General features: G+C 61.9%; 20 protein-coding genes. 3 read left to right on the forward strand and 17 right to left on the reverse strand.

Going from position 1 to position 19,231, the window contains the following annotated elements:
- Nucleotides 1–32 precede the first annotated feature (32 nt).
- The 12 genes from R8L07_20270 to R8L07_20325 all read right to left on the reverse strand — a co-directional run bounded on the left by R8L07_20270 (nt 33) and on the right by R8L07_20325 (nt 12,654).
- Nucleotides 33–1,046, reverse strand: a complete 1,014-nt coding sequence (locus tag R8L07_20270; protein MDW3207878.1) for a TRAP transporter substrate-binding protein — start codon at nt 1,044–1,046, stop codon at nt 33–35.
- 268 nt (nt 1,047–1,314) lie between these two features.
- Nucleotides 1,315–2,652, reverse strand: a complete 1,338-nt coding sequence (locus R8L07_20275) for a sigma-54 dependent transcriptional regulator (GenBank protein ID MDW3207879.1) — start codon at nt 2,650–2,652, stop codon at nt 1,315–1,317.
- Nucleotides 2,649–4,472, reverse strand: coding sequence for an ATP-binding protein (locus tag R8L07_20280; protein MDW3207880.1), 1,824 nt, complete (start codon nt 4,470–4,472; stop codon nt 2,649–2,651). The genes R8L07_20275 and R8L07_20280 overlap by 4 nt, the downstream gene beginning before the upstream one ends.
- A 124-nt stretch (nt 4,473–4,596) precedes the next feature.
- Nucleotides 4,597–5,187: a LysE family transporter gene (locus R8L07_20285; protein ID MDW3207881.1), complete on the reverse strand. Its 591-nt coding sequence runs from the start codon at nt 5,185–5,187 to the stop codon at nt 4,597–4,599.
- A 30-nt stretch (nt 5,188–5,217) separates the two neighbouring features.
- Complete coding sequence (locus tag R8L07_20290; GenBank protein ID MDW3207882.1) at nt 5,218–6,255, reverse strand: carbohydrate kinase family protein; 1,038 nt, start codon at nt 6,253–6,255, stop codon at nt 5,218–5,220.
- Entirely contained in the window at nt 6,252–6,671 is a 420-nt protein-coding gene (locus R8L07_20295; protein ID MDW3207883.1) for a methylglyoxal synthase, read from the reverse strand. The genes R8L07_20290 and R8L07_20295 overlap by 4 nt, the downstream gene beginning before the upstream one ends.
- A gap of 3 nt (nt 6,672–6,674) precedes the next feature.
- A complete protein-coding gene (locus R8L07_20300) occupies nt 6,675–6,953 on the reverse strand; it encodes a DUF2160 domain-containing protein (GenBank protein ID MDW3207884.1) in 279 nt (92 codons plus the stop codon).
- Nucleotides 6,954–6,971: 18 nt separating this feature from the next.
- Complete coding sequence (locus R8L07_20305) at nt 6,972–7,772, reverse strand: carbohydrate ABC transporter permease (protein ID MDW3207885.1); 801 nt, start codon at nt 7,770–7,772, stop codon at nt 6,972–6,974.
- Entirely contained in the window at nt 7,772–8,635 is an 864-nt protein-coding gene (locus tag R8L07_20310) for a sugar ABC transporter permease (protein MDW3207886.1), read from the reverse strand. Before R8L07_20310 ends, R8L07_20305 begins: the two co-directional genes overlap by 1 nt.
- Complete coding sequence (locus R8L07_20315) at nt 8,632–9,708, reverse strand: ABC transporter ATP-binding protein (protein ID MDW3207887.1); 1,077 nt, start codon at nt 9,706–9,708, stop codon at nt 8,632–8,634. The genes R8L07_20310 and R8L07_20315 overlap by 4 nt, the downstream gene beginning before the upstream one ends.
- Before the next feature lie 10 nt (nt 9,709–9,718).
- Complete coding sequence (locus R8L07_20320; GenBank protein MDW3207888.1) at nt 9,719–10,786, reverse strand: ABC transporter ATP-binding protein; 1,068 nt, start codon at nt 10,784–10,786, stop codon at nt 9,719–9,721.
- Between the two features lie 131 nt (nt 10,787–10,917).
- Nucleotides 10,918–12,654: an ABC transporter substrate-binding protein gene (locus tag R8L07_20325; protein ID MDW3207889.1), complete on the reverse strand. Its 1,737-nt coding sequence runs from the start codon at nt 12,652–12,654 to the stop codon at nt 10,918–10,920.
- 161 nt (nt 12,655–12,815) lie between these two features.
- Here R8L07_20325 and R8L07_20330 point away from each other — a divergent pair, with 161 nt between their 5' ends.
- From R8L07_20330 to R8L07_20340, 3 genes are all read left to right on the forward strand, one after another.
- Complete coding sequence (locus R8L07_20330) at nt 12,816–13,601, forward strand: DeoR/GlpR family DNA-binding transcription regulator (protein ID MDW3207890.1); 786 nt, start codon at nt 12,816–12,818, stop codon at nt 13,599–13,601.
- Between the two features lie 13 nt (nt 13,602–13,614).
- The gene (glpD, locus tag R8L07_20335; GenBank protein ID MDW3207891.1) at nt 13,615–15,120 is read left to right on the forward strand and encodes a glycerol-3-phosphate dehydrogenase; all 1,506 of its coding nucleotides are present in this window, start codon (nt 13,615–13,617) and stop codon (nt 15,118–15,120) included.
- A 143-nt stretch (nt 15,121–15,263) separates the two neighbouring features.
- Nucleotides 15,264–16,280 carry an AraC family transcriptional regulator gene (locus tag R8L07_20340; protein ID MDW3207892.1) on the forward strand — a complete coding sequence of 339 codons (1,017 nt, stop codon included), beginning with the start codon at nt 15,264–15,266 and terminating at the stop codon, nt 16,278–16,280.
- Between the two features lie 3 nt (nt 16,281–16,283).
- On the opposite strand, the gene R8L07_20345 is transcribed toward R8L07_20340, so the two are convergent.
- Genes R8L07_20345 through R8L07_20365 form a run of 5 tightly spaced genes read right to left on the reverse strand, consistent with a single transcriptional unit; the run spans nt 16,284 to nt 19,231 of the window.
- Nucleotides 16,284–17,408 (reverse strand): TonB family protein, encoded by a 1,125-nt coding sequence (locus tag R8L07_20345; GenBank protein MDW3207893.1) that lies wholly within the window; start codon nt 17,406–17,408, stop codon nt 16,284–16,286.
- Nucleotides 17,405–17,812: a biopolymer transporter ExbD gene (locus tag R8L07_20350; GenBank protein MDW3207894.1), complete on the reverse strand. Its 408-nt coding sequence runs from the start codon at nt 17,810–17,812 to the stop codon at nt 17,405–17,407. Before R8L07_20350 ends, R8L07_20345 begins: the two co-directional genes overlap by 4 nt.
- 5 nt (nt 17,813–17,817) lie before the next feature.
- On the reverse strand, nt 17,818–18,243 hold the full coding sequence (locus R8L07_20355) for a biopolymer transporter ExbD (GenBank protein MDW3207895.1): 426 nt from the start codon (nt 18,241–18,243) through the stop codon (nt 17,818–17,820).
- The gene (locus R8L07_20360) at nt 18,240–18,893 is read right to left on the reverse strand and encodes a MotA/TolQ/ExbB proton channel family protein (protein MDW3207896.1); all 654 of its coding nucleotides are present in this window, start codon (nt 18,891–18,893) and stop codon (nt 18,240–18,242) included. Before R8L07_20360 ends, R8L07_20355 begins: the two co-directional genes overlap by 4 nt.
- Entirely contained in the window at nt 18,890–19,231 is a 342-nt protein-coding gene (locus R8L07_20365) for a DUF2218 domain-containing protein (protein ID MDW3207897.1), read from the reverse strand. Before R8L07_20365 ends, R8L07_20360 begins: the two co-directional genes overlap by 4 nt.

A 19,231-nucleotide genomic window follows, 5' to 3' on the forward strand; every position in this document is an offset into this window, starting at 1 on the left:
CCACCGGCACCGAACCGAAACAGTCTACGCGATCAGTTCGCCGCGTTGTAGGACTGAGCCGCTGCGATCAGATCTTCCCCGATATCATCGGCGAACTGATCCCAGACCGGCTTCATCGCTTCGACCCAGGCGGCACGCTGTTCGGCCGTCAGGGTCCGGACTTCGCCACCGGCTTCGATGATCAACTGCTTGTTCTTCTCGTTGATCGCGGTCGATTCGGCATTACGGGTTTCGGTGACTTCCTTCAGGATCGTCGCCAGCTGGTCGCGGACGTCGTCATCCAGGCCGTCCCAGAACTCCGTCGAGGTCACGACCAGATAGTCGATGATGCCGTGGTTGGATTCGGTCACACCGTCCTGAACCTCGAAGAACTTCTTGCCGTAGATGTTCGACCAAGTGTTTTCCTGACCGTCCACAACGCCGGTCTGCAGCGCGCCGTAGACTTCGCTGAATGCCATTTTCTGCGGCACCGCACCGATGGCTTCGAACTGGGCCTGCAACACGTCGGACGCCTGAATCCGGAACTTAAGCCCCTCGGCATCGGACGGGCTCAGCAGCGGCTTGTTGGCCGACAATTGCTTCATGCCGTTGTGCCAGAAGGCAAGACCCAGCAGGCCCTTACGCTTCATGGAGGATTTCAGCGCCTGGCCGTCTTCGGAATTCTGGAAGCGCTCAACCGCCGCGATGTCCTCGAACAGGAACGGCAGGTCGAAAATGCGGAATTTCTTGGTGAACTTCTCGAACTTCGACAGCGACGGCGCAGCCATCTGGGCATCGCCCAGCAACAGGGCTTCCAGAACCTTGTTGTCATCGTAAAGCTGCGAGTTCGGATAGACGATCATGCAGGCCTTGCCGTCCATCTCTTCATTGACGCGCTGCTCCAGCAGGGACGCGGCAATACCCTTCGGGTGCTTGTCGGTGTTGGTGACGTGGCTGAACTTGATGACGACTTCGCCTTCCTGACAGGCATCCTGCGCCTGTGCCGGCGCGGACGCCATGAAAGCGGTTACGGCAGCCGCAGCGGCCGCGGTCATGAGTTTACGCATGGTCGTTACCTCCCAGTGGATTTCTTTATGGCCCGACGCCCCTGTTGAAACGTCCGGCATGCCCCCGACCGGCCGGCTTGCCGACGGGTCCGCGCATCCAGTGGCAAATGATGTGCCAGTTTCGGGTGCGCGGTTTCGAGCTTGAAAACGCGTTCTATTACTTTGAAACGCAACCCCTTTTCCGCAAACGCACAAATCAGGCATTCACACACATGTGCGGAAATCCACACACATGCAGAACGCCATGTGTGGACAATCATACAATATCTCAGTCATCCTTGAACTGCGTCTGATCGATACCGTGCTTCTGAAACTTCTCGTAGAGTGTCTTCCGACCGATCCCCAAGGCGGTATGCGTCTGCTTCACGGAACCCTTGTAGCGTCGCAGTGCGGCGATGATCTCCGCTCGTTCGACGGCCTCCAGCCGCTGCGGCAGGGATTTCGGACGGTTCCCGGCCGGGTCGTCCGGCATGTCGTCCAGCCCCAGGGTATAGCGCTCCGCCCGGTTCCTCAGTTCCCGAATGTTCCCGGGCCAGGTTTCGGCCTGAAGTGAGATGAGGTTGGCCGCGTCAGGCGATGGGGCCTCCATATGGCGACGCTTTGCGCAAGCGGTCACGAAATGCTCAAACAGGACCGGAACATCCTCTATCCGGTCCCGAAGTGGCGGAATCTGGATCGTCACCACATCCAGGCGATACAGAAGATCTTCCCGAAAACGGCCCGCTGCGACTTCATCCTTCAGGTCCGCCTTGGTCGCCGCGACGATCCGGATATCGATCGGAACCTGACGGTTTTCGCCCAGCGGCTCCACCACACGCTCCTGCAGAACCCTCAGCAGTTTGACCTGAACATCCAGGGGCATGCTCTCGATCTCATCGAGGAAGACCGTCCCCCCGTTTGCCGCCTCGAATTTGCCGACGCGTCGCTGGGCCGCCCCCGTGAATGCCCCGCGCGCATGCCCGAAAATCTCGCTCTCCACCACCGTGGCCGGCAGGGCACCGCAATTGATCGCAACGAAGGGACGACCCGCGCGTGGACCGAAATCATGCAGGCAGCGGGCGGCGACTTCCTTTCCGGTTCCGGTTTCACCGAGCAGAAGGACATCGGCGTCGCTCGCCGCCACGGCGGCGATCTGACGACGCAGTCGATCCGCCCCTTTCGATACCCCGATCAAGCGTGCTTCCATGCCTTCGGCACGGGCGACCTGCGCGCGGAAGGCGCGGTTTTCCAGGATCAGCGACCGCTTCTCCCGCGCCCGTTGCGCCGCCTCCACCAGCCGTTCCGGGGCAAACGGCTTCTCGATGAAGTCATAGGCCCCATCCCGCATCGCCGACACCGCCATGGCGATATCGCCGTGACCGGTCATGAGAATGACCGGAATTTCGGAATCCCGCTTGCGGACTTCCGACAGCAGATCCAGTCCCGATTTTCCTGGCAATCGAACGTCACTGACCAGAATCCCGGCAAAGTCCGATCCGATTTCGATCAGTGCGGATTCCGCATCGGACAGGGCGCGAACCGGGATGTCCTCCAGTTCCAGGGCCTGGCTGCAGGCAGCGCGCAGGTCGGGATCATCCTCGATCAGCAAAACGATACAATCGGTCATGTGCCGGTCTTTCTGACGGTCGCCGCCTGCCCGTCGGTCCGTTTCAGAACGAGGCTGAACTGCGCGCCCCCCGCCGGATCGTTCCTGGCCGACAGGTCCCCGCCGAAACCGCGCATGACCTTGCGCGAGATTGCGAGCCCGAGCCCCAAACCCTTTTCCCCCTTCTTGGTGGAAAAGAAGGGGTCAAACAGCCGATCCAGCGCAGTGTCCGGTATCCCGGGCCCTGAATCCTTGAGTGTCAGGATGACAGTCTCATCATCCACGGAGGCGAAGAGGTCCAGACGCCTCGGGCCATCCCCTTCCGACATGGCATCCGCCGCATTGCTGAACAGGTTGGTCAGAACCTGCGTCAGTCCGGTTTCGGCCGCGACAACGGCGATGTCGGGAACATCATCCAGCCCGGATACGGAAACCTTCAGGTCCGACAGCCGGTGCCGGACGATGCGCAACGCCGCCGCCACGGTTTCCCGCAGACCGATCGGTTCCACGGAAACCGGATCCTTGCGGCTGTAGATCTTGAGGTCCCGGACGATACGGCCCATCCGGTCGCACAGATCTGCGATCTCCTTCAGGTTTTCCGCGACCTTTCCGGTATCACCGCGGGTCAGGAACTTCACCGCGTTATCGGCATAGGCGCGCACGGCGCCAAGTGGCTGGTTCAGTTCGTGATTGATCCCGGCGGAGATCTCGCCCAATGCGGCCATCTTTTCCGCTTGGATCAGGTCGGACTGCGTCTCACGCAGTTCATGGCCCATCCGTTCCCGCTCGGCGATCTCCACAGACAGCGCCTCGTTGCTGGCGCTGAGCGCCGCGGTGCGTTCCGCCACACGGGCTTCCAGTTCCGCGGCCCAGGTTTCCAGCTGCTGCCGGCTTTCATCCTCGAAACGGCGGCGCTGCGCCAGATTGCTGCGATACTGAACCAGTGCCAGGGCAACCAGCCAGAGGCTGGCCACGGCAAATCCGCTCAGCATGGTCAGCATCCAGGTCCGGAACAATGCATCCCGCGTGGGAACGATGACCGCCCCTTGAGCGGCCATAACGGGCACACCGCGCGACACCATCAGGTGATCGCCCTGAAGCAGGCTGGGGCCCACGGCATCGGCCTGCCGGATAAGGACGGCGTTTTCGGCGCCTGGCTGCGTTTCAATCGGCAAAAGTCGCACGCTGGCCAGGTCGTAGCGCTTGGTGGCAATCAGCCGCGCGCGTTCGGTTTCCGTCATCGGACGCATGCCACCGTAAAGCCATGCCCGATCACTGGACAGGAACACGATCCCGAATTCATCCGTGACGATCAGGCGCCCCGGCCCGGACCAGAGGCTTTCCAATGGCGCGCTGGGAACCTTGACGGTCACGACACCGACAATCTCGCCGTTGGCCGAGCGCACCGGCGCCGAGAAGTAGTGTCCGCGCACGCCCGATGTTGTTCCCAAACCGAAAAAGCGTCCGTTTTCCCCCGCCATCGCATCGGTGAAGTAGGGCCGGTATTCGAAACTTTTCCCGATAAATGTCTTTTCGGACCGCCAGTTGCTGGCAACCAGGGTCAACCCGGTCGTGTCCATGACATAGACATCCGAGGCGCCGATCTCGTCATTCAGTCGTTCCAGCAACCGGTTCAACGCGTCTGACTTCGGGGCCCCCCTGTCGCCGGAAAGGAATGTCATGACATCGGGATGTCGGGCGATCAGCTTCGGCGCCGATTCGAACCGCGCCAGGGTTAGTCCCAATTCCGTTGTGTAGAGATCCAGCGCCCCACGCGCATGTTCACCAAGCTCTCTCAACTGCCAGCCCCGGATCACCGTATGGGCAGCAAACAGGATCATGGCCGACACGAGACATGCGGACACCAGGGCCAGCAAGGAAAGCCCGCCCCGCCGGACAGAAAAGTATCTGTGCGTCTGGATGTTCATGCCCGCAGATTAGCAGCCGCGCGGGACGGAACAATTGTTACTGCTGCGCCAGCAGGGCCAGCGCAACGACAGCCAGCATCGACAGGGCCATCAGAACGTTGATCGCGAACTGCACACGCTGAGGCAGATCGAGGCGATGCAGCCAGATTCCCGCACCAACCCAGAGGAAGTGGATTGGAATCCAGATCGCATTCATGATGGCAAACTTGATCAGTGTCTCGGCCAATGGGTCGGCGGGCATGAAGGCAAATCCGGAGAACAGTGTCGTGTTCACCGCATAGGCCTTCGGATTGATGATCTGAAGCGTAATGCCCCCCAGAAATCCGGGCGGCTTGCTGCGCTCGATGAAGGCGACCTTTGCGCCGGCCAGGGCGATACGGGCCGCCAGGTAGAGAAGGTAAGCCACGGAGGCGTAGAGCAGAACGGTCCGGATCGCCGGTTCCGCCAACACGAAGGCAGCGACACCCGTCACGACCGCCAACGCCACCAGATTGGTTCCGACGCACAATCCGGCAACATAGCGCGTTCCCGCGCCGAGCCCGTATCCCGCACCGACGCCGGCGGCGGAAAGAACACCGGGCCCGGGGGTGATGATCAGAAAGAAGACGGCGGCGGCGAAAGTGAACATGCCCCTTTTCTAGGGGCTGTGCCTACAGGATCAAGCGATATCGTCCTGCAGCTGTTCCCAGGTCTTTAGACCGGATTGCGTATCGACATGCGCCACGACCGACGCTGCATTCGCCGCTGCCATGGCGGCCGCTTCCGGAAGCGGAAGACCCTTTACGAGGGAAGCGGCCAGTGTGGACGCGAACGCATCGCCCGCCCCGGCCGTACCGACCACATTTGCCTTGCGTGCCGGCTCCAGATGGACCGAGCGGCCGTCGGAAAGGAAAGCCCCATCCCCGCCATTTGTGATCGCGGCATAACGCGGCCCGAAGGCATGGACCCTTCTGAACCAAGCCGTCAATGGCAGACGAAATCCTTCGATCTCCAGCACCGGGGCATCGGGCGGCGCAGCTTCCGTCTCTCGGTCCCAGCCCGTGCGTTCCATCATCGCCGGCACCAGCGCCCGGGCCTCTTCGAAGTTGCAGGTGAAAAGGTCGATGTTCGGCAGACTGTCGAAGAAGGGCGCGGTCTTGCCGGTCAATTGCCGGATTCCCGGATTGGCGGCGACAAACGCGCCGGCCACCTTCGCCCGCGCCACGATGTCCGGAAAGCGGTCCGCGGACTGGTTGCTGAGATTGGTGACATAAACCAGATCGGCGCCGGCAAAGGACTGCGCCGAGACATCCGTATCCGTAACCGAACAGTTGGCGCCGCGATGGGTGAAGATGGCCGCGTTTCGATCGTGGGACGCGATCATGACAGATACCGCCGTCGCTTCCCGGTCACAGGTGCGCACCAGATCGGTCCCGACGCCGACCTCGTTCAGCCGATCAATGACCTTTTCGGCATTGTGGTCATCCCCGACCTTTACCAGGGCCGATACATCGAAGCCAAGACGTTTGAGGGAAATGGCCGCATTGATTGCGCCGCCTCCGGTCTGGGTAATGACGGAGGTCGCATCGACCTTTCGGCCGGGCTCCAGCAACAGAAAGGAGGCCGTGCTGTTATGCAGGGTCATCCGCTCGATATCGTCGCTGTCCACTGTCGCGATCACGTCGACCGTCGCAGAGCCGACCGTCACTGCTTTCATTCGGAGGTCCCCGGAAGCTCACCATGCCGATACTCCCGTATCAGATAGGGGCTTTCGATGACATAGTCAGCGGTGGCGCGATTGCAGGCCAGAACGGTGTTGTACAGCGTCGCCAGGCGGGTCAGCGCCTTGACGTCCACGTCGTGCGGGAGGGCCGACAGGGGATCGGTGAAGAACACGAGTATGTCCAGCTTGCCCTCGGCAATCCGCGCACCGATCTGGGAATCGCCGCCAAGCGGGCCACTTTTCATGCACTCGATATCCAGCCCCGTGGCTTCGCGCAGTGCCCCACCCGTCGTGCCGGTGGCGATCAGTTCATGCGGGGCCAGCAGCGCACGGCGCGCCTTCGCCCATTCGACCAGATCCGCCTTGCGGGCGTCGTGGGCAACCAGACCGATGCGTTTGACGACCACGATCGATCACACCCAGCGAAAGACACTGAAGCCATAGACCAGCGCGATCGCCAGCGGCGCCCAGAGCGGCGTTCCGACGAGGCCCAGCCAGGCCAGAAAGATGAAGGCGCTGCCCAGGAGCCAGATGAACAACCGGTCACCACGGGTCGTATCCAGTCCCAGGACGCCGCGACGCGGCGCGCCCCCCGGATTGCGCAGTTCCAGCACCGTCATCGTGATCAGGCAGACCGCGATGAAGGCGAAGAACGCCGCTGTCGGCCAGGTCCATGCCATCCATGTCAGCATTTCCGTATCGCCTTTCCGTTACACGCGGCCCAGGGCGAAGCCCTTGGCAATGTAGTTTCGCACGAAGTAGATGACAAATGCACCCGGCACGATCGTCAGTGTGCCCGCTGCCGCCAGCAGCCCCAGCTCGTAGCCGGAGGTACTGGCGGTTCGTGTCATTGTCGCCGCGATCGGTTTCGCCTCCACCGCCGTCAGCGTCTTGGCCAGCAGCAGCTCAACCCATGAGAACATGAAGCAGAAGAAGCAGGCGACGCCGATCCCCGCCGCAATCGTCGGAATGAAGATCTTCAGGAAGAAGCCCCAGAAGGAATGCCCGTCGACATAGGCAGTCTCGTCCAGTTCCTTCGGCACCCCGGACATGAAGCCCTCCAGGATCCAGACCGCCAGCGGAATGTTGAACAGCGTATGGGACAGCGCGACCGCGATATGCGTGTCGAACAGGCCGACCGCCGAATAGAGCTGAAAGAACGGCAGCGCAAAGACGGCCGGCGGCGCCATCCGGTTGGTCAGCAGCCAGAAGAACAGATGCTTGTCACCGATGAAGCGATAGCGGCTGAAGGCATAGGCTGCCGGCAAGGCCACCGCCACGGACAGCACCGTGTTGATCCCGACATAGGCCAGCGAGTTGAGATAGCCGGTATACCAGGTCGGGTCGGTGAAGATGGTGATGTAATTGTCCAGCGTGAATTCCTTGGGATACAGGCTGAACCCGCCGAGGATCTCGTTGGTGGTCTTGAACGACATGTTCACCAGCCAGTAGATCGGCAGCATCAGGAAGACGATATAGGCCGTCGGGACGATCCAGTTTCTGCGTCGCATCACGAATCCTCGTTGCGCATCATCAGCGTGTAGAAAACCCAGCTCAGCGCCAGGATGATCAGGAAGTAGATCAGCGACATCGCCGCCGCCGGGCCCAGGTCGAACTGACCGAGCGCGATCTTGACGAGGTCGATGGACAGAACCGTCGTCGAGTTGCCCGGGCCGCCGCCGGTCAGCACCGACGCCTCGGTATAGATCATGAAACTGTCCATGAAGCGCAGCAGCACCGCGATGGTGAGCACCCGCTTCATCTTGGGCAGCTGGATGTGCCGGAAAATGGACCAGGACCCCGCCCCGTCGATCTTTGCCGCCTGATAGTAGGCGTCGGGGATCGACACCAGTCCCGCATAGGACAGCAGCACCACCAGCGACGTCCAGTGCCAGACATCCATCAGGATCAGGGTGAACCACGCATCGCCAGGCTGGCGCGTGAAGTTGTAGTCGAAGCCGAGGGCATTCAGAGAATAACCCAGCAGCCCGATATCCGGCAGCGCGAAGATGTTCCACATCGCCCCGACGACGTTCCACGGAATCAGCAGCGGCAGCGCCATCAGCACCAGGCAGACCGGCACGAACGGCCCCTTGCGCGGCATGGTCAGCGCAATGGCAATGCCAAGCGGCACTTCGATCGCCAGGATCGAGAAGGTGAAGAGCAGCTGACGACCCAGGCTGTCGTGGAAACGTTCGGACGTCAGTATCTCCTCGAACCACAACACGCCCGACCAGAAGAAGGTGTTGTCGCCGAATGTTTCCTGAACCGAATAATTCACGACGGTCATCAGCGGAATGATCGCGTTGAACGCGACCAGCGCAAAGACCGGCAAGACGAACAGCCAGGCCTTCTGATTGATGGTCTTGTTCATCGACCTGCCTCCCCTTCGACCAGCCAGCCGTCGGCATAGATCCGCGTGCTGGACGGATCGAATTCCAGATGGACGGAATCGCTCGGTATCTCTTCACCCTCGCCGACCAGCAGGCGTACGATCTGATCGCCGCAGCGGGTCTCGACGATACGGTGACGACCGGCATCCGCGACCTTCACGACCGTCGCGGGCAGACCGTCCTGCGTCAGCCGGACGAATTCAGGACGGACGCCGATTTCCATCGAACCGCCCGCACCGCCGGCCTTGTTCACGGTCGAGACCTTCTGGCCGGCGAACATGGCACTGCCATTATCGATGGCACAGGGCAGAACATTCATCCCCGGCGAACCGATGAAGTGCCCGACGAAGGTATGCTGCGGCCGTTCGAACAGGTCGACCGGCGTGCCAATCTGAACGATTTCGCCGAGATTCATCACGACGACCTTATCCGCGAAGGTCAGGGCCTCCGTTTGATCGTGCGTCACATAGATCATCGTGCGCTGCACCCGCTGATGCAGTTCCTTCAGCTTCGACCGCAGTTGCCATTTCAGGTGCGGGTCGATGACGGTCAACGGCTCGTCGAACATGATGACGTTCACATCCTCACGCACCAGGCCGCGGCCCAGCGAGATCTTCTGCTTGCCATCCGCCGTCAGCCCCTTGGCCCGGGTATCCAGACGCTCGGTCATGTCGATGAAATCTGCGACCTCCCGCACCCGCTTGTCGATGATCGTCGCGTCGACACCGCGATTGCGCAGCGGAAATGCCAGGTTCTCGTAAACCGTCATCGTGTCGTAGACGACGGGGAACTGGAACACCTGTGCCAGATGCCGCTGGTCCGGGGCCAGTCCGGTCACGTCCTCATCGCCGAACAGGATACGTCCCTGCTTCGGATGCAACAGGCCGGAGATGATGTTCAACAAGGTTGTCTTGCCACAGCCGGACGGTCCCAGCAGTGCATAAGCCCCGCCGTCGTCCCAGGTCACATCGACCTGCTTCAGCGCCCAGTCCGCATCGGTCTGGGGCGCATCCATATAGCTGTGGCGGATGCCGTCGAGGGTAATCTTCGCCATGGCTCCCTCCTCAATCCGCGATCAGGCCGCCATCGGGGCCGAAATAGAATGCGTGGACAACATCGGCATAGAGTTCCGCCGTCGCACCGACATCAAACGAATGAATGCCATGCGCCAGGGAAACCCAGGTCTCGTCACCCACCATGAAATGGACAGTGCTTTCGGAACCGCTGAGTTCCGTCACCAGCACCTTGCCCTGAACCCGGACCATTGAATCGCTCTTTCGCTCCGGCAGGACATGATGTGGGCGCAGGCCGATGCGATATTCACCGTCCGGTCGGTTGGAAAGCACCGCCGGAGTATCCCATTGCGCGCCCCCGCCGAGATCGACCTTTCCGCCGGTCTTGCGGATGGTCGCCGTATTGATCGGCGGTTCCGAGAACACGCTGGCACTGATCACATCCTTCGGTCGGCGGTAGACCTCGCCGGTCGGGCCGAACTGGGTCACGCTGCCTTCATGCATGGTCGCCGTCTTGCCGCCCAACAGCAGCGCCTCGGTCGGCTCAGTGGTCGCATAGACGACGACGCAGTCCCGATCGGCGAACAGTTTCGGCAGTTCGTCGCGCAATTCCTCGCGCAGCTTGAAATCCAGGTTGGCCAGCGGCTCATCCAGAAGGACCAGATCCGATGATTTCACCAGCGCCCGCGCCATCGCGCAGCGCTGCTGCTGGCCGCCGGAAAGTTCCGACGGGCGGCGGTCGAGCATCGGGGTCAGCTTCAGCAGTTCCGCCATGCGCCCGACCCGCTCCTTAATCTCGCGTTCATTCCGCCGCGCCACGCGCAGGGGCGATGCGATATTCTCGAAGACGGTAAAGTTCGGATAGTTGATGAACTGCTGATAGACCATGGACACGTTGCGGTCCTGCACCCGCATCCCGGTCACATCCTTCCCGTTGAAGTGCAGCGACCCGCCGGTCGGACGGTCCAGGCCGGCCATCAGCTGCATCAGCGTCGTCTTCCCCGCCAGTGTCGTGCCGAGGAGGATGTTGAAGCTCCCCGGTTCGAAGGTCAGATCGGTCGGGTGAATATGCACCGAACCGTCCACCGTCTTGGCGATTTGTCTCAGTTCTAGGGTCATAGGACTCCGTCTCTCAACCGCGTGTGAGAAAGGTACAAACGAATTTACAGGATTTTCCGTGAGCCGGCACGGTCCGGAGGGCGAGGAAGAGCAAACCCTCCGGACCGGCCAAGCGGATCCCTAAATCGGGATCAGTTTTCGGCCCAACGCTTCACGAGTTCGTCGTAGGAGATAGTTTTCCCCTGCGGCTTCTCGTTGTCGAGCTTGGCCTTGGCGCCACCCTTGCCGAGCCATTCGCTCGGGTCTTTTTCGTCATTCAGACGCGGACCGCATCCGCCATAGGTGTTGTTCGCCTCGTCCGCGCGCTGCATGCGGGACATCACCTGGTCCATCTCACCGGCGAGACGGTCCATGGCTTCCTGCGGCGTGAAGGTACCGGAGTTCACGTCCCCGATATTCTGCCACCACAGCTGCGCCAGCTTCGGATAATCCGGCACGTTGACGCCCGTCGGGGTCCAGTTGACCCGGTCCGGCGAACGATAGAACTCGACCAGACCGCCCAGATTCGGCGCGCGGTCGGTAAAGCTCTGGTGACGCACCGTGCTGTCCCGAACGAAGGTCAGGCCGACATGGCTCTTGCGGACGTCGACGGTCTTCGACACGACGAACTGGGCATACAGCCAGGCCGCCTTCTGACGGTCGATCGGGGTCGACTTGAACAGGGTCCAGGAACCGGCGTCCTGATAGCCCAGCTTCTGGCCTTCCTCCCAGTACGGTCCGTGCGGGGACGGCGCCATGCGCCAAAGCGGCTTGCCGGCATCGTCGACCGTGTTGTTGCCGTCGGCTTTCGGGGCAACCATCGACGCCGTGAAGGCGGTGTACCAGAAAATCTGCTGGGCAACGTTACCCTGGCTGAGCGCCGGCAGCGACTGATAGAAGTCGTAATCCGCGGCGCCCGGAGGGGCGTAGTTGCGCAGCCATTCGTCCCACTTGCGGATCGCATAGACCGCCGCCGGGCCGTTCGTGCCGCCACCGCGAGACACCGACGCGCCGGCCGGATTGCAGCTGTCCGCTTCCATCCGGATGCCCCATTCGTCGATCGGACGGCCATTCGGCAGACCTTTCGAGCCGGCACCCGCCATGGACAGCCAGGCATCGGTCATGCGCCAGCCCAGATCGGGTGCGCGCTTGCCATAATCCATGTGACCGTAAACGCGGACGCCGTCGATTTCCTTGACGTGCTCGCTGAAGAACTGGGCGATGTCCTCATAGGCCGACCAGTTGACCGGAACGCCGAGGTCGTAGCCGTAGATTTCCTTGAACTGCGCCTGCAGGTCTTCGCGGTCGAACCAGTCCTTGCGGAACCAGTAGAGGTTCGCGAACTGCTGATCGGGAAGCTGGTACAGCTTGCCGTCCGGACCGGTCGTGAACGACTTGCCCATGAAGTCGTCGAGATCCAGCATCGGGTTCGTGACGTCAGCGCCGTCGCCTGCCATGAAGTCGCTCAGATTGACGGCGAGTTGCAGACGCGAATGGGTGCCAATCAGGTCACTGTCGTTGACATAGGCGTCGTACAGGTTCCGGTTCGTCTGCATCTGCGTCTGAACCGCCTGCACCACCTCGCCCTCGCCGAGCAGCTGATGGTTCACCTTGATTCCGGTGATTTCCTCGAACGCCTTTGTCAGGACCTTCGATTCATATTCATGCGTCGGAATGGTTTCCGACAGCACGTTGATTTCCATGCCCTTGAACGGTTCGGCGGCTTTGATGAACCACCGCATTTCTTCCATCTGCTCGTCGGCCGAAAGGGTCGAGGGCTGGAACTCCTCCTCGATCCATTTCTTGGCTTCCTCTTCACCGGCAACCGCGTTGCCAGCGAAAGCGAGAGCCGCAGCGACCGCAACAGATGCGATCAGTTGGTTTCGCATTCTGGGGTACCTCCCTAGTCGGTTTTATGGGCGCACTATCAAACGAAACCAAAAGCACGTCAATACGAAAACTAAATTGCTTATTTTTTGCTAGAAACGATCAAAATTTGTGGTATTGAGATCGAAAGGGCGCAATCCGAAAGAAAACGAAAGTAAACCGAATGGAACCCCTCTCGCCCCGACAGGCCCAGATTCTGACCCTCGCCCGCGAACGCGGTCGGGTACAGGTGGACTCCCTGGCAGAGGCGTATGAGGTCTCCGTCCAGACGATCCGCAAGGATCTCAATGAGTTGTGCGACCGCAAACTTTTACAACGCATCCACGGCGGCGCGCTCTACCCTTCCGGTGCAAGCAACTACGCCTATGACTCACGCAGGGTTCTGGCAGAGGAAGAGAAACGGCGGATCGGTGTGCGAACCGCCGCGCTGATTCCGGAAAACTGCGCCGTGATCCTGAATATCGGCACGACAACAGAACAGGTCGCCCAGGCCCTGCGAACGCATCAGGGCATGATGGTGGTGACGAACAACCTGAACGTAGCGAACCTCCTGCGCGGCGCGGAAAACATCGAGGTCATCGTCGCAGGCGGGATCGTCCGGTCGACGGATGGCGGAATCGTCGGTGAAAGTGCGGTCGAGTTCATTCGGCAGTTCCGTGTCGACTATGCGATCATCGGGGCATCGGCGATCGATTCCGACGGTGTGCTACTGGACTACGACTACCGCGAGGTCCGGGTCTCGCAGGAGATCATGCGGCAGGCGCGTCAGACGATTCTGGTCGCAGACAGCATGAAGTTCGATCGACGCGCGCCGGTTCGAATCGGGCACCTGTCCGAAATCGATGTCCTGGTCACCGACTCGCCCCTTCCCCCTTCCCTGGCAGCGATCTGCCGCGAGAACGACGTTACCGTCGAAATCTGCGGCGCGCCCGACACCGAAAGCGACTGAGGTCCGTACCCTGATGAGCAACGATACATCTCCTTACGACATCTTCATCGTCGGTGGCGGCATCAACGGATGCGGCATCGCCCGCGACGCCGTCGGTCGCGACTTCTCCGTCGGTTTGTGCGAGAAGGAGGATCTGGCCAAGGGAACGTCATCCGGCTCGACCAAGCTGATCCACGGCGGGTTGCGCTATCTCGAACATTATGAGTTCCGGCTGGTGCGCGAATCCCTGATGGAGCGTGAGACCCTGTGGCGCAATGCACCGCACATCATCTGGCCCCTGCGTTTCGTGCTGCCGCATCACAGCGGATTGCGGCCTGCCTGGCTGCTGCGCCTCGGCCTGTTTCTTTACGATCACCTCGGCGGCCGGAAGCTGCTGCCGCCGACGAAGGCCCTCAATCTGCGTGATCACCCGGCCGGGGCGCCGCTCAAGGACGAATTCACGCGCGGCTTCGAGTACTCGGACTGCTGGGTTCAGGATGCGCGGCTGACGATCCTGAATGCGCGCGATGCGGCGGACCGGGGCGCCGACATCATGACCCGAACGGAATGCATCCGTCTGACCCGCCGGGACGGCCTATGGGAGATCGAACTGCGCGACACGGTGTCCGGCGACACCCGGACCTGCCGGGCGCGTCTGGTCGTGAATGCCGCGGGCCCCTGGGTCGACCGGCTGCTGCGCGGGGCAGCGGGAGACAACGGCGCCCACAATGTACGGCTTGTGCAGGGCAGTCATATCGTGACCCGCAAACTGTTCGATCATGACCGGTGCTACATCTTCCAGAACAGCGACCAGCGCATCTTCTTCGCCATCCCCTATGAGCAGGACTTCACCCTGATCGGCACCACGGACCGGGATTTCGACGGCGATCTGGATGAGTATGGCATATCCGACGCTGAAACCGACTACCTGCTGGCCGGTGCCAGCGACTATTTCAAGCAACCGGTCGGCCGCGACGATATCGTGTGGACCTATTCCGGTGTCCGCCCGCTCTTCGATGACGGGGCCAGTGCCGCCCAGGAAGCGACGCGCGACTATGTGCTGCGCGTGGACGGTGCGGAGGACGAGCCCGCCTTGATCAATGTCTTCGGCGGCAAGATCACCACGTTCCGGCGGCTGGCCGAAAGCATGCTGGAGAAAATCGAGGCACGCCTCGGTAGCCGGGGCGGCAGCTGGACGGCGGACGCGCCGTTACCCGGCGGCGACTTTCCGGCGGAGGGCGCAGGGCGCCTGATGGAAGATCTCTGCAGGCAGTATCCTGCCATGCCTGCATCCCTGATCGATCGAATGGTCCGACACTATGGGTCCCTGACCCCGGCCATTCTCGGGGAAGCAAAGTCAACGGACGACCTCGGCCCCCATTTCGGGGCGGACCTCTATGCGGCGGAAGTGACCCATCTCATGCAGTCCGAATGGGCCAGAACCGCAGACGACGTCCTGTGGCGGCGCACGAAGCTTGGCCTTCGCCTGAGCGAGGCGGAGAAGGCCGCTCTCGACAACTGGATGGCCGCACAATCCTGATCCTCTCCCAAGAGCGGATCAGACCTCCCTGACGCAGAAAAGAATATCGATATTTTTCTTTTGCGAATAATTCGCAATAACACTATACCTGTGACTGCGGGTATGGAGCATGCCCGAACCAATGGCATATCAAGGCAGACCGAATGACGGGCGCCGGCAGTTCTGGCACATGCAATACGGCGGTTTCTTTCGAAGGCGATGTCAGCCTGTCCGCCCTTCGGCGCACGTCGGAAGCGACACGTGCCACGGGCTTTCGCATATCGGCGGACGACGGCCAGGTGGACCGAACCGTGATCCGCGGGCGCATGAACAACATTCTCGCCCCGTCGGGATTGGCAATCCATGTCACGGATACCACCGGTACCGTCGATACCGACGCGAGTTGGCAAATGCAGGCCGCCTTCGTCGTGGCCATCGTGCTGGAGGGCAGTCTGGACACCTGGCTGGGTGACCGCCCGATGACGCTGGGCACCGGGTCAGAGCCAATCGGCCAATACTGGAACCTGACGGACGAGACAGTGATCCGGCGCCGGTCGAAACGCGGTGCCCACATTCGCAAGGTGATCATCGGCATACCGCGCGAATGGGTTCAGACTGTCCTGAGAGATCTGGCGGATAACGATACCCCCTCCCCCGATTGTCTGGTCCGGCACAGGGCCATCGGAACCTGGCGTCCCTCGCGCCACGTTCAGACGCTGGCCGAGCAGTTGATCAACCCGACGCAGGATCTTCCGGTACTGAGGGTCCTGTCGGCGGAAGCAAAGGCCACCGAAATCGTCTATGAAGCATTCCGCCACATCCTGAATCGGGGAAACGAAACAGACCAGACCACCGACCCCAGCCTGACCGAGGCCGGAAGGGCACAACAGGTCCGACAGTACATCCTGGACAACGTGGCCTCTCCCCTGCCGCTGGCTGCCATTGCCGCAGCAATGGGCATGAGCGTCGGTTCGATGCAAAGCGCCTTCAAGTCGACCTACAAAATGACGATCGGCGCCTTCATTCGCGAACAGCGGCTGATCGCGGCACGCGACTGGCTCGAGTTGGACGGAAAGCGAGTCAGCGAGGCCGCCTATCTGGCGGGCTACGACAACCCCGCCAGCTTCTCCACCGCCTTCAAGCGCATGTTCGGCATAGCGCCATCCGGATGCAGACGCTGACGGTTACTGATTTCCGCGGAGTGAAAACTCGACCGGAATGACGAGGTCGAGATAGTTCCCCTTCATCGATTCCGGAAAGGCCGGAAGCGGCGCGGCGCGCACCAGCATCGCCATGGCCTCTTCGTTCAGCGGGCCGTGCTCGGACCTGTCCCGGATCGTAGCGTTGTCGATGCGGCCGTCCCGGAAGACCCGGAAGGCGACAACCACCACACCCTGCATGCGCTTGCGACGAGCCTGTTTCGGATATGTCTTGTGACGCTCCAGCCAGTAGCGCAGTTGGGTGATGTAGTTCGGGGACGGTGCGACCACGACATCCCCGCCCTCATTGGTGCGCGCATCCTGCGCCTGACCGACCGGCGCCTTCTGCGCCGTGCCGGCGCTCACCGGCCCGGCCACGGAGGGTGCGGCAGCGTTCCGCACCAACTCGGACTCGGGCGAATCCGCGACCTCTTCGGTTTCAGCAGCTTGAGGTCGAGGCTGTGCCAATTCCGGCGCAGTGGCATCGGCAATGTCGTTCGGAGCAACCGGCTTCGGCGGCCGCTCGGGCTGCGGCTTGGCGGGCTCCCGATCCGGCGGTTCCGGACGCGGCAGAAAGGCGGATTTCGGCTCGGGCAACGGTTCCGGCTCGGGCAACGGTTCCGGCTCGGGCAACGGTTCCGGCTCGGGCAACGGTTCCGGCTCGGGCAACGGTTCCGGCTCGGGCAACGGTTCCGGCTCGGGCAACGGTTCCGGCTCGGGCAGCGGTTCCGGCTCGGGCAGCGGTTCCGGCTCGGGCAGCGGTTCCGGCTCGGGCAGCGGTTCCGGATCAGGCAGCGGCTCCGGCTCGGGCAGCGGCTCCGGCTCGGGCAGCGATTCCGGCGCGGCTATACTGGACGGCGGGGCGTTTTCCTCGGCTGGGTCGCCCGATGGGGCCTCCAAAGCTCGCTCCGCCGGTTCGTTCGGCTCGTTCATCTCGCCGGCATCGCCTCCGGCGAGAGACGCAATCATCGTGATCGAGACATTCTGTCCGCCGGTCCCCAGATCCTCCGCCCCATCATCGGGACGGGCAGAAAACCCGACAAATGCGAGACCGTGCAGCCCAATCGCCAGAATGAGGGCAACGGTCCAGGCGATCGGAGTCTGTCTCATGACCCCGATCGCATTGTGACCAGTTCGATCTTCTGCCAGCCCGCTTCTCGCGCTTTCTGGAGGACACGCAGCACCGCCACTGCGGAAGCGGCCGCATCTGCATGTACGCGCAGCGGTTCCGGAACAACTGTCCCATCCGCCCGCAGTGCTGCCAGGTTCCCTTCAGACAAGGGCTGACCGTCTATCGTGGCCCTGCCGTCTGAATCGACCTGAATGGTCGACGCATTGTTTCTGTCCTTGGCGTCGCTGTCAGAGACTGGCGGGCTGACGTCCACCGGCGCCCTTTTCGTGATCTGGCCCGCGATGAGAAAAAACGACAGCAGCAGGAAGACGATATTGATCAGCGGCAGGATATGCCCCTCTGCATCGCCGGAGCGCCAACGCCGCCGATACACGTAACTCATGCGGCTCACCGGACCGCCTCCTCGGGAGGAATGGCAATCGACAGCCCGTCGATATCCAATGCTTCCGTGATGTCGAGCACCGTCACCATATCCTGAAGCGCGGCCTCATCCTGCGGGAGCAGCAGCAGTTTGCGCCGCCCATCCGCGCGGATGAGGGTCGCGAGATTCCCCATTTCGACAGGCTCTCCATCCAGCTCGAGCGCCTGGTCTCCCAGAAGCCTCAGAACCATCACGTCCTGCGCACCGCCACTGCTTCGCGCCGGCGAGGACGTGGCAGGCGGCACAAGTCCGAGGCTGTTGGTGCGTGCGAAGGACGACGCCAGCATGAAGAAAATGACCAGGATGAAGACGACATCGACAAGCGGCGTCAGGCTGATCGCCGCCCGACGTCGTCCGCGTCGCTGCCGCAATCTGCCGTAATCCGCACTCACGCTGCCACGCCGTCCAGATCTGTCAGGTAGACCTTTGCGACGAGGTTATCCAACTCGTGGGAGAGGATCTCCAGCCGTCGCTCAAAGAAGTTCAGCACGGCTACCGTCGGAATGGCGACCGCCAGCCCGACCGCCGTTGTCAGCAGAGCCAGCCAGATGCCGCCGGACAGGACCGAGGGATCCACCTGATCGCCCGCCGCCTCCATTCCCTGGAAGGCATCGATCATCCCCAGAACGGTCCCCAGCAGGCCCAATAGCGGCGCCAGCGTGCCGATGATTTCGAGCATGCGAAGATATCCGCCCAGCTCTTCAACAGCGCTTTCCGCAACGCGCAGGACCTCGTCCCGCGATCTGTCCGGATCGCCGTGCCCCGACAGCTTCCCTTCCATTGCCTGCTTCACGATCCTGCAGCGAATGCTGGACCGGTCCGCCATACGCAAGGCCGGCTCGTACTGCCCGTCACGAAACAGGCCGGCTGCCCGCCCCGCGAAAGAAGCCCGGAACACGCCGGCCCGCAGAAACTGCCAGAACTTGACCAGCGCAATGGTGAGCGACACGACTGACAAGGCACAGAGGAGATAGACGACGGGCCCGCCGGCGCTCAGGAACTGAATACTGTCCTGCAAGACGACAATGGGGACTTCATTCATTGAATGGTGAACTCCTTCAGGGAAGGCAGTCTGTCGACCGGCAGGCGCTCGGGCAGACCGTCCTGCCATTCGATCGACAGGTCCTCGCGCCAGGCAAACTTGATCAGGTGACTGTCGATGACCGACTTGATGCGCGGCACCCCTTCTTCGGCATGGGCTTCCCCGAAAAAGGATAGGCCGTCGTCTTCGGCAAGCATGAGGCAAAGGCCACCGGGAAAGGCGACGCGCCCGACCGTGCGGTCAAACTCGACCTCCACCTTGTGGGCAAAATGTTTGCAAAGCTGCTGCAGATACTTGCTGGCGAACTGCGTGCGGACCTTTGTGTGGCAGTGTTGCAT

It is taken from the genome of Alphaproteobacteria bacterium (genome assembly GCA_033344895.1).
Lineage (GTDB): Bacteria > Pseudomonadota > Alphaproteobacteria > UBA8366 > Aestuariispiraceae > Pacificispira.